We start from the raw sequence: 12585 nt of genomic DNA, 5'->3' as shown, positions 1-12585 counted from the left end.
ACTATAATTTCAGCGTCTGAGTATTCGACGGTTCTTCTTCGAGTTCCGGAAGAATTGCGGTATCGAAATGCTTTGCATTGGCTTTCATTTCATCGGCAATCATTTTTTCTACTCGCACTTTTTTGATCGCGATGTTTAGTTCATTTCCCAGCAGGATGAGAATGATATTTAAATTCACCCAAACCATCACAAGAATAATGGTTCCGATGGAGCCGTAAATCACATTGTAGCGCGCGAAATCCCGGACATAAATGGCAAAAATATAGGTCAGGATCACAAACAGCACCGTTGTGAGCACGGCTCCCGGCAGCGCTTGTTTAAACGAGGTGATTTTCAGACAACCAACCCAGTAGAACAGCGCCAGCAAAATCAGATAAAAAACCGGAAACGAGATAAATCCGATGATCTTCGTCATGTTTCTCACCAACCAGGAGATATTGATCTCTGGCGTGAAAAGTTTTAATACGACCTCACTGTAATACACGCCAAAAAGTGATGCGATGACCAAAACGACAAACGCGATGGTGATGCCGAACGCCACAAAATATTCTTTTACAACCCCACGCTGAAGATTGGTATTCAGGTTAAATCCGTTGATAAGCGAATGCGTACCGTTCACTGCGAAAATCATCGCAAAAATAATCGTGAGGTTGCTGATATTCTTCATGTTCGGCACGATGAAGGTGTTAATATAGCCTGTGACGTCTTTCTGGATGTGAGCCGGAAAGATATTGAGCATCAACACATCGAAAATATAAAACTGGAGTTTGTCGTAGTGCGGAAGATTCGGCAAAACCGACAGCAGGAAAAGGATGAAAGGGAAAAGACTCAGGAAAAAACTCCACGAAATGCTCGCAGCACTTCTCCCGATCTGCATCTTGAACACGCCCTGCCCATAAATTTCGAACATTTTCCAGAGAGAAATGCCCAGGAAAGGGATGTGCAGATCGTCGAGATAGTCGTGGATTCGGAGGAGGAATTTAGGAGTTTTAAGGCCCATTAATCTATATTTGCAGCTCAAAGGTAAGAAATGAGAATCAATTTGGTCTGCATCGGCAAAACCGATGATAAAGAAATCGCTCACCTCGTGAAATATTACCAAAACCGGCTACCACGGCACTGGAACTTCGAATTGACCGAAATTCCCGACGTAAAGAACGCGCGTAATCTTTCGCCGGAGCTTTTGAAAAAAGAAGAAGCAAAACTGTTCCTCGCCCAAACCGAAAGTACGGATTTTATCGTCTTGCTCGATGAAAAAGGAAAACAGTTTACCAGTCGGGAATTTGCGGCTAATATTGACAGCTGGATGAACTCGGCCGTGAAGAAAGTCTCGATATTTATCGGCGGCGCTTATGGCTTTTCGCCTGAAATTTACCAGCGTGCAAATATGCAGATGTCTTTGAGCAAAATGACCTTCACACACCAGATGATTCGCCTTTTTATTTTGGAACAGCTCTACCGTGCAGACCAAATTTTGCAGAGGAAACCGTACCACAACGATTAAATATCCGCAGGAAATAAGCCCGGTAAAATCAACTATCCACTTTTCACGTCGCCTATTTTGCGTACTTTTGAAGCCATGGATCTTTCTTTACGCACCGTCACCGTCATGCGCTACATCCTGCCTCTGCGCGAAGGCGGATCTATGCCGGCACTCGCCGAAGCCGATGACGATTTCAAATATGTCTTAAAATTCCGCGGCGCCGGCCACGGCGTGAAAATGCTGATATCTGAACTTCTGGGCGGTAAAATTGCGGAAGTTTTAGGCTTGAAAATTCCTGAACTCGTTTTTGCAAATCTCGATGTAGATTTCGGTAGAACGGAGGCAGATGAAGAAATTCAGGACCTTCTCAAGTTTTCCGAAGGTCTAAACCTCGCGCTGCATTTCCTCTCAGGAGCCATCGCCTATGATGCGTCGGTGAAAGTTGATCCGCTGCTTGCTTCGAAAATCGTGTGGCTCGACGCCTTCATCACCAATATTGACCGGACGCACAAAAACACGAATCTGCTTTTGTGGCACAAAGAACTTTGGGTGATTGACAACGGTGCGTCATTCTTCTTCCACCACTCGTGGATGAACTTTGAAAAACAGGCGCTAAGTCCGTTTGTTTATGTGAAAGATCACGTGCTTCTGTCTCAGGCTTCGATGCTCGATGAAGCCGATGCTTTCGCAAAATCTGTTTTAAATGAAAGAATCCTGCGCGAAATCGTAGAACTTATTCCACCCGACTGGCTGGAGTGGCGCGACACTGATGATTCGCCGGAAGAAATAAAAGACATTTATTACAATTTCCTCATAACCCGTCTAGAGAACTCGTCTAACTTTGTAAACGAAGCAAAAAATGCAAGAGCTTAAAATTTACGAATACGCCGTCATCCGCCTGGTACCTAAGGTGGAGCGCGAAGAGTTTTTCAATATCGGGCTCGTGATGTTTTCGAAAAAGGAAAAATACATCCGCGCAGAATTCCATCTGTGTCCTAAAAAATTCGAGCTGATGCATTCAAAACTTGATTATGAGGATGTGATGAAAAATCTCGAAAATTTCAATCATGTTGCACAAGGCAGCAAAGCAGGCGGTGAAATTGCAGCTTTTGACATTCCGGAAAGATTCCGGTGGCTGACAGCGGTTAGGAGTTCTGTGATTCAGACTTCACGCCCGCATCCGGGCAAAACCAAGGATTTGGATGCTACGTTTGAGAGATTGTTCGAAGAACTAGTGAAATAGTTTTAATTTAAAATCGGCCACTGCACTTTAAATCAAATAGTTCTGGTAAAATTTCAATAAAATCCAGAAATTAAATCTTCGTCAGCTTCGCAAACTTTAAAATCAGATTCTTCTCGCCTTCGTGCTGGAATTTTACTTTGGCTTTAATATTCTGCGGATCGGTACCATCCAGAAACATCACCTCACCCACGCCAAAACGGTCATGACGTACCTGATCGCCCACCTCGATATTTTCTGATGAAGCGCCACTCGGATTGATGATTCTCGCGGTAGCAACAGGTTTCAGGTTTTGCGGCACAGGTTGAGGCTCGCTGCGCTCAATTGTTTTTTTCTCCGATTTCCTGGTGAATGACCGCGGCTCTGACGGGTGTTCATCAAATATATTCGATTTTAAACCGGAATGGTTCACAAACCTGCTTTCCACGGCCGGATTAATGAATTCCAAATATTGTGAATCTACTTCACTCAGGAAGCGTGAAGGTTCTGCATCCGTAATTTTGCCCCACTGAAAACGCGAAACGGCATACGAAAAATACGCCTGCTTCTCCGCACGCGTAAGCGCAACGTAAAATAAACGTCTTTCCTCCTCTATTTCCTCGCGCGTAGACGAACTCATAAAACTCGGGAAAAGGTTTTCCTCAAGACCCACCAGGTGTACAACCGGAAACTCAAGACCTTTTGAAAGGTGAATTGTCATAAGAGAAACCTGGTCGCCGGTTTCATTTTTGTCATTCTGCGTATCTGCAGACAGCGCAATGTTCTCTAGAAATCCCGAAAGCGACGGGTCTCCGTCTTCAAGCTGCTGCTGTTCTTCGATGTAACCCTGCATAGAGTTCATTAGTTCCTGAACGTTTTCAACGCGTGAAATGCCTTCGGGTGTCTGGTCGTCTTTTAAAAACTTAATTAAGCCGCTCCGTTTCGCTACTTCCATCGCGACGGTGTAGGCGTTTTCGCTTTTCAGCATTACCTGAAAGGCTTTGATCATGGCCCAAAAATCAGAAAGTTTCGTTAGGATTCCATTATTCAACCCCAATTCAGGTGCGTAATGACCCAGATTGCCGAGAACTTCAGTAATCGCCACACTTTTTTTGTCAGCAAAAACGGTGAGTTTATTTTGGGTGGTTTCGCCAATGCCACGCGCAGGATAGTTTATAATTCTTGTAAGCGCCTCTGCATCGTTTTCGTTAACCAGCAAACGCAAATAAGCGATCAAATCCTTGACTTCCTTTCGCTGATAGAAAGACAGGCCGCCATAAACTTTATAAGGTATATTCTTTCGTCGCAGCGCATCTTCGAACGCCCTGGTCTGCGAATTGGTACGGTAAAGAATCGCAAAATCACTGAATCTGCGCTGCAAAGAATTGTGTTGTTCCCAAATGTTTGACGCTACGAAATTGGCTTCATCCGCATCTGAAAGTGAGCGGTAAACCTTGATTTTTTCGCCTTCTTCGTTATCGCTGAAGACGTTTTTCTTAAACTGCTGTACGTTTTTAGAGATAACAACATTTGCCGCATTTACGATATTTTGTGTGGAACGGTAGTTTTGCTCCAGCGAGACCGTAACAGCGTCCGGATAATCTTTCTTAAAATTTAAAATATTAAAAATGTTTGCTCCACGGAATGAATAAATCGATTGTGCATCATCTCCCACGACGCAGATATTTTCAAATTTGGAAGCCAATGCTTTCACAATGAGATATTGGGAGTGGTTGGTATCCTGGTACTCATCAACCAAAATATAACGGAACCTGTCCTGATATTTCGCCAAAACCTCCGGAAAACGCGTCAGCAGTTCGTTCGTACGCAGCAAAAGATCATCAAAATCCATCGCACCGTTGCGGTAACATGCGTCCACATATTTCTGATAAATGGCGCCCATGTGCTTCATATTGGCGCGTTCATCATTTTCAATAAGTTCGGGATTATTAAAATAAGCTTTAACCGTAATCAGATTGTTCTTATAGCTTGAAATACGCGCTTGAACTTTTTTAGGCTTGTAAAGATCTGCATCAATACTTAAATCTTTCAATACTTTCCGAAGAACATTCAGCGAATCCTGAGAATCATAGATCGTAAAGTTCGATGGAAACCCAAGATAGTGCGCCTCGCTGCGTAAAATGCGCGCAAAAACCGAGTGAAAAGTTCCCATCCAAAGTGAGCGCGCTTCGCTTTGCCCGACTACTTTTGCGATCCTCTCCTTCATTTCTTTCGCCGCTTTATTGGTAAATGTAAGCGCAAGTATATTGAACGGATCCACCAGATTGGTGATCAAATGAGCGATGCGCATCGTAAGTACGCGCGTTTTGCCGGAACCTGCGCCAGCAAGCACCATCAGCGGGCCTTCGAGTGTGGTAACCGCTTCATATTGAGCTTCATTTAATCCTTTTAAGTAATCCATCAGGGCAAAAAAATTTGGGACACAAATTTAGTGAAATATAAACGGAAGCCAAATCATTCAAGACAATGGCTGGCCATTTTTAAGACAATGATTGGGACGAAAAAAGCTCCAAAAAAGGAGCTTTGAATATATTCAGTGCTAAAAATTTAGCAAACAAAACTTATTTGACGATCTGGATATTGATCGCGGAGAAACCTTTTGGCGATCTTTCTTTTTCGAATGACACTTTGTTGCCTTTCTTCACCTGGTGCGCACAATTGTTTTCGTGGAAGAAGATGTTTTCCTGCGAGCCGGCTTCCGTGATAAATCCGTAACCTTTGTCGCTTAAGAAAGTTACCACACCTGTTTTCACTGTTTCTTCAGCTTCTATTGGCGCTGCGCCTAGCTGGATATCATCCAGGTTGATGCCTTCACGGTCTTGCTGATCCGGTGGTGTAGAGGTCAGTTGCCCGTTTGCGTCCACATAAAGAAACATTTCATCAAGGCCTTTGCCTTTGTTGTTATTGGTTTTGCGCTCTTCGCGTTTCGCCGTTTTCTCCTTTAGTTTCTGTTGTTTTTTCTTAAAGTTTTCTTTTTTTGAAAAAGAATCTGCCATAAATTATATGAGTATTAAAAAGTTTGTTTGATGAATTGCGCTTACTAAACCGAAGTGTAACAACGCAGATTTAAATTTACGAAAAGTTCGCCAGAAAGAAGCCTGCAAAAAGTAAAGTAGATAATAAAAAGGTGGAAACCGCTAAATCGGTCTAATTGTAAACAGGTAGTTGCAGAACTTCTGATTTCTAGCACAAAGATACGGAAATATATCCATATTGCTTTTTGAACAGCATTCGTGGACATTTTCCGTGAAAGAAACCCGTACAACAGCACAGTTTGTGTAACTTTAGCCAAAGAAGACCTACCAATAATTAAAAATTGTACAGTTTATGAAAAAAAGACTTTTATCTGCTGCTGCTGTGGCTTTTCTCGGAATAGCGCTGCAGGCACAGAAAATTAAATTTGAAGAGTACGATCTGCCCAACGGGCTTCACGTCATTCTGCATCAGGATAATTCAGCACCGGTAGTCACAACTGGTGTGATGTATCATGTAGGCGCAAAAGATGAAGCTGTAGGACGAACCGGCATGGCGCATTTTTTTGAACACCTGCTTTTTGAAGGGACAAAAAACATCAAGCGCGGTGAATGGTTTAAAATCGTTTCGTCAAACGGCGGAACCAACAATGCGAACACGACGAATGACCGCACCTATTATTATGAAACTTTCCCGTCAAATAATGAACAGCTTGGACTTTGGATGGAAAGTGAAAGGCTAAAAAGCGGCACTGTGAACCAGATCGGTGTTGATACGCAGCGCGAAGTGGTGAAGGAAGAAAAACGTCTCAGAATGGACAACCAACCTTATGGAAACCTTTTCACTGCTGTGCAAAACAACCTTTTCACAAAGCATCCGTACCACTGGTCCACCATTGGTTCTATGGATGACCTGAACGCAGCTACGCTGGCAGAATTCCAGGATTTTTATAAGAAATATTACGTTCCAAACAACGCCACGCTTGTTGTAGCCGGCGATATTAATCCGGAACAGACCAAAAAATGGATCAACGAATATTATGGTGACATCCCGAAAGGAACTGTTTACCCGAAGAACTTCCCTAAAGATGAACCCATCACGAAGGAAAAAGAAGTGACCGTTACTGACAAAAACATTCAGCTTCCGGCGTATGTTTTTGCCTACAGAACACCTTCAAACAAAGAAAAAGATGCGTATACGCTTGATATGCTGTCATCTTACCTGAGCAGCGGAAAATCTTCTGTCCTGTACAAAAAACTGGTAGATGAAGAGAAGAAAGCGCTTCAGGTTCAGGCTTTCAACATGGGTCTTGAAGATGCGGGTATTTTCGCATTCTTTGCGATTCCGATGGGAGCAACGTCTAAGGACACGCTTCAGAAAGACATCGACGCAGAAATAAAAAAACTTCAGACTACGATGATTTCTGAAGAAGATTATCAAAAGCTTCAAAACCAATATGAAAACCAGTTTGTGAATGCCAACTCATCTATCCAGGGAATTGCGTCTTCACTTGCTACCAATTACGTCCTGATGGGTGACACCAACCTGATTAACAAGCAACTGGAGGTTTACCGTTCGGTTTCGCGCCAGGATCTGATGAATGCTGCGAAAAAATATCTGAACCCGAACCAAAGAGTTGTTGTCAATTACTTACCTGAAAAAAAATAATCTATGAAATATAATTTTAAATATATAGCAGCCGCTTTCCTGATCTCAGGTGCACTTTCTGCACAGAAAATTAACCGGGACGAAATGCCGAAACCCGGCCCCACACCTACGATAAACATCACCAAACCCAAAACTTTCACCCTGAAAAACGGTCTGACAGTGATGGTGGTGGAAAATAACAAACTGCCGCGTGTAAACATGAGCCTTACGATGGACAGACCCCCAATTGTAGAAGGTAATAAGGCAGGTCTAAGCCAGATAATGGCTGATCAGCTTGGCAGCGGAACCACTACCCTGACCAAAGACCAGTTCAATAAAAAAATCGATTTCCTGGGCGCAAACCTCGATTTTTCTGCCACCGGCGCTTCCGCGAACACACTTTCAAAATATTTTCCGCAGGTTTTAGGTTTGATGGCCGACGCTATAGTTAATCCAAAATTCTCGGCATCGGAAGTGCAGAATTCGAAAGACCGCATGATCGAAGGCCTCAAAGCCGACGAAAAAAATGCAAGCAGCATCGCAAACCGCGTTTCTACGGCGCTGACATACGGTAAAAATACATCCCGTGGTGAATTTGAAACTGAAAGTACGATCAAGAACGTGCAGTTGGCCGATGTTCAGGATATGTATAAAAAATATTACGCTCCAGACAATGCATACCTCGTGATTGTTGGCGATGTAAAATTTAATGATGCGAAGAAACTGATTGAAAAATCCTTTTCCAACTGGAATAAAGCCGGAACGCAGTTCCCAGCTTTGGAGCCGGCCGCAAATGTCGCTAAGACAGAAATCAATGTGGTGGATGTCCCAACAGCGGTGCAGTCTGTGGTAATGGTTGGAAACATCAACAACCTGAAAATGAACGATCCGCAGTATTTCCCTGCAATGATCGCGAATTACATCCTCGGGGGTGGCGGTGAATCACGTCTTTTCATGAACCTGCGGGAAAAGAACGGTTTCACATATGGTGCTTACTCATCAATGACAGCGAGCAAATATACTCCTGGCTTCACTGCAAATGCGAGCGTACGAAATGAGGTGACGGACAAAGCAGTGAAGGAATTTATGAATGAAATCAAGGATATTTCAACCATCAAACCTGATGAATTGGCAAACGCAAAAGCCAAACTTAAAGGAGATTTCATCCGCTCGCTTGAAAGACCGGAAACAATTGCAAGGTTTGCAGTAAACGAGAAAGTGCAGAATCTACGTGCTGATATTTATACCAATTATCTGAGATCGATCGATAATGTAACGGCTGCGCAGGTTTCAGACGCTGTAAAAGCCAACATTCTACAGAATCAGAGCAGGATTTTCGTGGCCGGAAAAGCCGCTGATATCGCTGAAGGTCTTGATAAATTAGGATATCCTGTAAATTATTTTGACAATGAAGCCAATGCCGTAGGGAAACCTTCAGGCAAAAAACTGGATCCAAGTATTACACTGAAAACCGTGGCTGATAAATACATTACGGCTATCGGTGGTTTGGCTGCAGTTCAAAAAGTAAACTCTATCACCACAGACGCATCAGCCAAAGTTCAGGGCATGGACGTGAATATGAATATGGTACAGGCCCGTGGCGGAAAGATGAAGATGGAACTTAAGATGATGGGAAACACGCTTCAGAAAATGGTTTTTGACGGAAAAGACGGCTACATGGAGGCACAGGGCCAGAAAACGCCTTTGCCAGATGAAATGAAGAAGGAACTTGCTGCTGCGTCTGACCTTTTTCCTGAACTTAGTTTTGCAACGTCCGGAGCTTATACATTAAATGGCATTGAAAAAATCGAGAACGAAGATGCGTATGTTGTAAAAAAAGGTTCTAATTCTTATTTCTACAGCACCAAAACCGGTATAAAGATTGGCGAGATAAAGATGCAGAAAGGTCCGCAGGGTGAAATGGCAATTCCCACTAATTTCTCCGATTACAAAACAGTTTCAGGCGTACTGTTTCCTTATAAGATATCACAGAATATCGGTGGAATGCCGCTTGAGTTCACGGTGTCATCTTACCAACTCAATCAGGCAAAAGACGCAGACTTTAAATAAAAAAAATTTAAACATATTGAGTAAACGGTGGCGAAAGCTGCCGTTTTTTTTGTTTTAAGATTTATTGTTAAAAGAATGTAACTTAAAGAGAAAAGGCATAAAAATTGTTAAACTGTATTAACTAAAACTGAAATCATGTCTGAAAATATACTCTCTTTAGAAGATCTTAAATTCCTGGAAAAACTGCACACCACGTACGGTTTACAATACATCAGGTTTGATGACAGCGGCATCCTGCTGAACAGTCAACAGCGGCTGGATGATGATTTGGAAAAGACAGATTATTTCAATCTGCTGAGTGAAATTTCAAAAAAGCTGAAATACAGACTCAACTCAAATTTCCAAATGAATTTTAACACGTCATTCAATTTTGACGTGGTAAGGGTTTAAATTCAAAAAAAAAACATTAGGATGTAAGTTGGTAGATTTTGCCTATTACATCCTCAAGTTCGAAGGGTTTCGCAATGAATTCGCATGCGCCGGAATTTAAAGCTTCATCCTTCATTTCGCGTCCTGCCGACATCATTATTACAGGGATATCTTTGGCCACTTCATTTTGCTTAAGTTTTTTGCAAATATCACGTCCATCCTCGCCGGCCAACGAAATATCAAGCATGATTACATCAGGAATCAAACGTGTTTCAAGCATCGAGAAGATATCAGATCCCCGCTCAAAAGCTTTTACTTCAAAGCCTTCAAAATCGAGCATTACACTTAAACTATCTAAAATTGACGTATCGTCATCTACAATCGCTATCCTTTTCGCGTGCATTTTTTCAATCATTTTGAGCTAGCGGGAGAGAGAAATAAAATGTAGAGCCCCTATTCAGTTCACTCTCAACCCATATTTTACCATTTGACCTCTCTATAATTTCCGCAGCAATGTAAAGGCCAAGGCCCAAGCCGGGAAATGTATTGTTTTGGTCTTCAGCTACGCGGTAATACTGGTCGAAAACTTTCTCTAACTTATCGGCTGGCATCCCTATGCCAAAATCCTGCACTGAAAAAATCACATTGCCATCCTGCACCTTGCTGCTTACAATTATTCTGTCCGCTGCCGGAGAATATTTTATCGCATTAGAGATCAGGTTCGTCATTACCTGCGCGGTCCGCTCTTTGTCTGCAAAAACCGTACCTGTAACAACAAGGTTTGTTTCAATTTTTTTCGATGTTGACATTTGCTGCTCTTCAATGGTCTCTTTTATCAATTCATCGAAACCGAAATAAGCTTCATTCAAATGAATTTTGCCCGCGTTTATCTTAGTCACATCAAGAAGGTCTGAGATCAGTGAGGTAAGTTTCACAACCTGAAGATCCATTTTACGGGCCAAATCTGCATTTTTTTCGTCGCCACTTTTGATCAACATTCGCTCCAAAACCTGGGCGTAAAGCTTCAGCGAGGTGAGCGGTGTTTTCAGTTCATGACTCGCAATACCGAGGAAGGTATCTTTTTGGGTTGATAAATTTTTAAATTCATTGATATTCGTACATGTTCCTACCCATTTTGTGATGACGCCATCCACAATCACAGGTTTCGCGCGGCTGAGAAACCACATATATTTGCCGGTCGTAGCTTCGAGCATGCGGAGCTCAAGTTCAAAATCCTGCTTCGTTAATGACGCTGTCTTCCACTCCTGCTTTAGCTGCCGTACGTCATTCGGATGAATTAATGTCGCAAAATACTCTCTCACGAGGTCTTCGGGCGAGGAACCCAAACTTGTGCACATATTATTATTGGCGTAGATTATTTTACCTTCAGCGGTAGCTGTCCACACCATTTGCGGCATCGCTTCAGCTAGCGTGCTGTACTCTTCGCTTTGCAAACGAAGATTTTCCCGCGCGCGCACCAGTTCGGTTACATTCATCGCAACGTTCATTATTGCGTAGATCTCACCATATTGATTGCGAAGTGCTTTGTATGAAAAATTATAGTAGAACGTCTGCAGTACCCCGTCTACCACTAAATCTACCCTGTCTTCTTTGGCCACGTATGACCGGCCCGTATTGTAAACATCGTGCAAAATCTGTACAAAAGGCTGACCGGCAAGTTCCGGCAGAGCGTCCTCCAACTTTTTACCTATTACCGATAAATCTTTGCCCCAGGTTTTGATCATCTGCTTATTGGCAAATTCAATCACAAGATCACTTCCGCGATAAATAGCGGTAGAATAGTCGGAAATCTCCATGAGATTCCGGAATCGCAATTCACTTTCACGCAATTTTAACTCAGATTTCACCTTTTCCGTTACTTCAGTCGCAACTACGCTGACACCGGTGATTTTCCCAAAATCGAGGATCGGTGAATAAACGAAATCAAAATAACAATCTGTGATGATGCCGTTGCGAACAAGCTTTGCCAGAACACCGTCACCTTTGTACGGTATTCCGGTTTCATAGACGTTTTTTAATATACCTGGGAATTCCTGATCACGAATTTCGGGCAGTGCCTCCAAAATAGGCAGACCAATCACGCTTTCATCCTTGCCCCAGAGTTCCAGTACTTTATTATTGGCAACCTCCACCCTCTGGTCATCACCCATCAGCATCGCCAGGGCAACAGGCGCTTGGCTGAAAAGCGTAATAAGCGAATCGAAATTGACGTGTTTGAGTAGAAGATTTTTCATAAATACGAAATTAGCATATTTTATGTTAAATAAATGCAATTCTTCTTTTACCAGTTAAAATAAATCTTCCGATTAGCCCGCGATGCATTCTATATATTATTCTTTCACCAAGGGAAAAAAATATTATATTTGCAAACTCTTAAAAATATTTAAAAACAGAATGAGCACAATATTTACCTTATTCATGATCCTCATCATGATCCTGAGCGTTTTGCTAATCATCATCGTTATGGCACAAAACCCCAAAGGTGGCGGCCTTTCCGGGACTTTCGGCGGAACATCTTCAGCGCAGTTTGGCGTACAGAGAACCAATGACTTCATGGAAAAAGCAACTTGGATCTTAGGCGGAAGTATTGTTTTCCTTATCCTTTTAAGTGTAATTCTTACAGCAAAACCGTCGATCGCGCTTCCACAGCAAGCAGCTCCGGCTAGAACTGAAAGCCCGGCTCCTCAAACTGCGCCTGGAACGAACAGCCCTGCAACACTTCCAGCTACGCCAGCCGGAAATTAATCAGCAAACAATAAAATATACAGTGAGACTCCAAAAG

Annotated in this window: 12 protein-coding genes; 7 read left to right on the top strand and 5 right to left on the bottom strand. The window is 42.7% G+C overall.

The window, feature by feature from the left end; all coding sequences use genetic code 11:
• Position 1 precedes the first annotated feature (1 nt).
• Positions 2-1000 (bottom strand): YihY/virulence factor BrkB family protein, encoded by a 999-nt coding sequence (locus QEP06_RS00605; RefSeq protein ID WP_251833588.1) that lies wholly within the window; start codon positions 998-1000, stop codon positions 2-4.
• 30 nt (positions 1001-1030) lie between these two features.
• Between QEP06_RS00605 and QEP06_RS00600 the strand changes: the two genes are divergently transcribed.
• The 3 genes from QEP06_RS00600 (at position 1031) to QEP06_RS00590 (ending at position 2726) form a co-directional block, all read left to right on the top strand.
• Positions 1031-1504 carry a 23S rRNA (pseudouridine(1915)-N(3))-methyltransferase RlmH gene (locus tag QEP06_RS00600; protein ID WP_285268624.1) on the top strand — a complete coding sequence of 158 codons (474 nt, stop codon included), beginning with the start codon at positions 1031-1033 and terminating at the stop codon, positions 1502-1504.
• Between the two features lie 75 nt (positions 1505-1579).
• On the top strand, positions 1580-2356 hold the full coding sequence (locus QEP06_RS00595) for a HipA family kinase (RefSeq protein WP_285268623.1): 777 nt from the start codon (positions 1580-1582) through the stop codon (positions 2354-2356).
• Complete coding sequence (locus QEP06_RS00590) at positions 2343-2726, top strand: DUF3037 domain-containing protein (protein WP_251833591.1); 384 nt, start codon at positions 2343-2345, stop codon at positions 2724-2726. The genes QEP06_RS00595 and QEP06_RS00590 overlap by 14 nt, the downstream gene beginning before the upstream one ends.
• A gap of 70 nt (positions 2727-2796) precedes the next feature.
• Here QEP06_RS00590 and QEP06_RS00585 read toward each other — a convergent pair whose 3' ends face one another.
• Together QEP06_RS00585 and QEP06_RS00580 are read right to left on the bottom strand one after the other, a co-directional pair.
• The gene (locus tag QEP06_RS00585; protein ID WP_251833592.1) at positions 2797-5124 is read right to left on the bottom strand and encodes an ATP-dependent helicase; all 2328 of its coding nucleotides are present in this window, start codon (positions 5122-5124) and stop codon (positions 2797-2799) included.
• A gap of 160 nt (positions 5125-5284) precedes the next feature.
• Positions 5285-5719 (bottom strand): cold shock domain-containing protein, encoded by a 435-nt coding sequence (locus QEP06_RS00580; RefSeq protein ID WP_251833593.1) that lies wholly within the window; start codon positions 5717-5719, stop codon positions 5285-5287.
• 331 nt (positions 5720-6050) lie between these two features.
• Between QEP06_RS00580 and QEP06_RS00575 the strand changes: the two genes are divergently transcribed.
• The 3 genes from QEP06_RS00575 (at position 6051) to QEP06_RS00565 (ending at position 9803) form a co-directional block, all read left to right on the top strand.
• The gene (locus tag QEP06_RS00575; protein ID WP_251833594.1) at positions 6051-7364 is read left to right on the top strand and encodes a M16 family metallopeptidase; all 1314 of its coding nucleotides are present in this window, start codon (positions 6051-6053) and stop codon (positions 7362-7364) included.
• A 3-nt stretch (positions 7365-7367) separates the two neighbouring features.
• The gene (locus QEP06_RS00570; RefSeq protein ID WP_285268622.1) at positions 7368-9413 is read left to right on the top strand and encodes a M16 family metallopeptidase; all 2046 of its coding nucleotides are present in this window, start codon (positions 7368-7370) and stop codon (positions 9411-9413) included.
• Between the two features lie 135 nt (positions 9414-9548).
• On the top strand, positions 9549-9803 hold the full coding sequence (locus tag QEP06_RS00565) for a hypothetical protein (RefSeq protein ID WP_285268621.1): 255 nt from the start codon (positions 9549-9551) through the stop codon (positions 9801-9803).
• A 16-nt stretch (positions 9804-9819) separates the two neighbouring features.
• Here QEP06_RS00565 and QEP06_RS00560 read toward each other — a convergent pair whose 3' ends face one another.
• Both QEP06_RS00560 and QEP06_RS00555 read right to left on the bottom strand, forming a co-directional pair.
• Positions 9820-10185, bottom strand: a complete 366-nt coding sequence (locus tag QEP06_RS00560; protein WP_285268620.1) for a response regulator transcription factor — start codon at positions 10183-10185, stop codon at positions 9820-9822.
• A 4-nt stretch (positions 10186-10189) separates the two neighbouring features.
• The gene (locus tag QEP06_RS00555) at positions 10190-12037 is read right to left on the bottom strand and encodes a PAS domain-containing sensor histidine kinase (protein WP_285268619.1); all 1848 of its coding nucleotides are present in this window, start codon (positions 12035-12037) and stop codon (positions 10190-10192) included.
• A gap of 160 nt (positions 12038-12197) precedes the next feature.
• Here QEP06_RS00555 and secG point away from each other — a divergent pair, with 160 nt between their 5' ends.
• Positions 12198-12548, top strand: coding sequence for a preprotein translocase subunit SecG (secG, locus tag QEP06_RS00550; RefSeq protein WP_251833599.1), 351 nt, complete (start codon positions 12198-12200; stop codon positions 12546-12548).
• Positions 12549-12585: the final 37 nt, after the last annotated feature.

Source organism: Kaistella rhinocerotis (assembly GCF_030243905.1).
Taxonomy (GTDB): domain Bacteria; phylum Bacteroidota; class Bacteroidia; order Flavobacteriales; family Weeksellaceae; genus Kaistella; species Kaistella rhinocerotis.
The sequence above is the reverse complement of the archived record's forward strand: the minus strand, read 5'-3'. Positions and strand labels throughout refer to the sequence as shown.

What these genes read in the sequence shown, in the direction of transcription:
- QEP06_RS00605 (WP_251833588.1), bottom strand. Translation starts at nt 1,000, where the DNA reads ATGGGCCTTAAAACTCCTAAATTCCTCCTCCGAATCCACGACTATCTC.
- QEP06_RS00590 (WP_251833591.1), top strand. Translation starts at nt 2,343, where the DNA reads ATGCAAGAGCTTAAAATTTACGAATACGCCGTCATCCGCCTGGTACCT.
- QEP06_RS00600 (WP_285268624.1), top strand. Translation starts at nt 1,031, where the DNA reads ATGAGAATCAATTTGGTCTGCATCGGCAAAACCGATGATAAAGAAATC.
- QEP06_RS00570 (WP_285268622.1), top strand. Translation starts at nt 7,368, where the DNA reads ATGAAATATAATTTTAAATATATAGCAGCCGCTTTCCTGATCTCAGGT.
- QEP06_RS00585 (WP_251833592.1), bottom strand. Translation starts at nt 5,124, where the DNA reads ATGGATTACTTAAAAGGATTAAATGAAGCTCAATATGAAGCGGTTACC.
- QEP06_RS00560 (WP_285268620.1), bottom strand. Translation starts at nt 10,185, where the DNA reads ATGCACGCGAAAAGGATAGCGATTGTAGATGACGATACGTCAATTTTA.
- secG (WP_251833599.1), top strand. Translation starts at nt 12,198, where the DNA reads ATGAGCACAATATTTACCTTATTCATGATCCTCATCATGATCCTGAGC.
- QEP06_RS00565 (WP_285268621.1), top strand. Translation starts at nt 9,549, where the DNA reads ATGTCTGAAAATATACTCTCTTTAGAAGATCTTAAATTCCTGGAAAAA.
- QEP06_RS00575 (WP_251833594.1), top strand. Translation starts at nt 6,051, where the DNA reads ATGAAAAAAAGACTTTTATCTGCTGCTGCTGTGGCTTTTCTCGGAATA.
- QEP06_RS00555 (WP_285268619.1), bottom strand. Translation starts at nt 12,037, where the DNA reads ATGAAAAATCTTCTACTCAAACACGTCAATTTCGATTCGCTTATTACG.
- QEP06_RS00580 (WP_251833593.1), bottom strand. Translation starts at nt 5,719, where the DNA reads ATGGCAGATTCTTTTTCAAAAAAAGAAAACTTTAAGAAAAAACAACAG.
- QEP06_RS00595 (WP_285268623.1), top strand. Translation starts at nt 1,580, where the DNA reads ATGGATCTTTCTTTACGCACCGTCACCGTCATGCGCTACATCCTGCCT.